Origin of the sequence: Klebsiella sp. YJ, assembly GCF_002108615.1 — a bacterium.
GTDB lineage: Bacteria > Pseudomonadota > Gammaproteobacteria > Enterobacterales > Enterobacteriaceae > Klebsiella > Klebsiella planticola.
Window position 1 is genome coordinate 1 of record NZ_MTEG01000114.1, and the last position, 543, is coordinate 543.

General features: G+C 52.7%; 1 protein-coding gene. It reads right to left on the reverse strand.

What is annotated here, in order from left to right:
- Positions 1-527 (reverse strand): IS5 family transposase (locus tag BV390_RS30440; RefSeq protein WP_139156028.1); only part of this gene is annotated, 527 nt, incomplete at its 3' end.
- Between the last annotated feature and the right edge of the window lie 16 nt (positions 528-543).

Here is a 543-nt window from a genome sequence, read left to right on the forward strand (position 1 = left end):
AAGGCTTCTGAGTCCGTCACATTGTTCAGCGACAGGTCTGCACAGATGATTTCATGTGTGTTGCTGTCAACTGCCAGATGCAACTTTCGCCATATACGACGGCGTTCCTGGCCATGCTTTTTGACTTTCCACTCGCCTTCACCAAAGACCTTCAGCCCGGTGGAATCAATCACCAGATGCGCGATTTCACCCCGGGTGAACGTTTTGAAACTGACGTTAACCGACTTTGCCCGCCTGCTGACACAGCTGTAATCCGGGCAGCGTAGCGGAACGTTCATCAGAGAAAAAATGGAATCAATAAAGCCCTGCGCAGCGCGCAGGGTCAGCCTGAATACGCGTTTAATGACCAGCACAGTCGTGATGGCAAGGTCAGAATAGCGCTGGGGCCTTCCCCGTGATGAAGGCGTTGCCGACTCATACCAGGCCTGAATCGCCCCATCATCCAGCCAGAAAGTGAGGGAGCCACGGTTGATGAGAGCTTTGTTGTAGGTGGACCAGTTGGTGATTCTGAACTTTTGCTTTGCCACGGAATGGTCTGTGTTG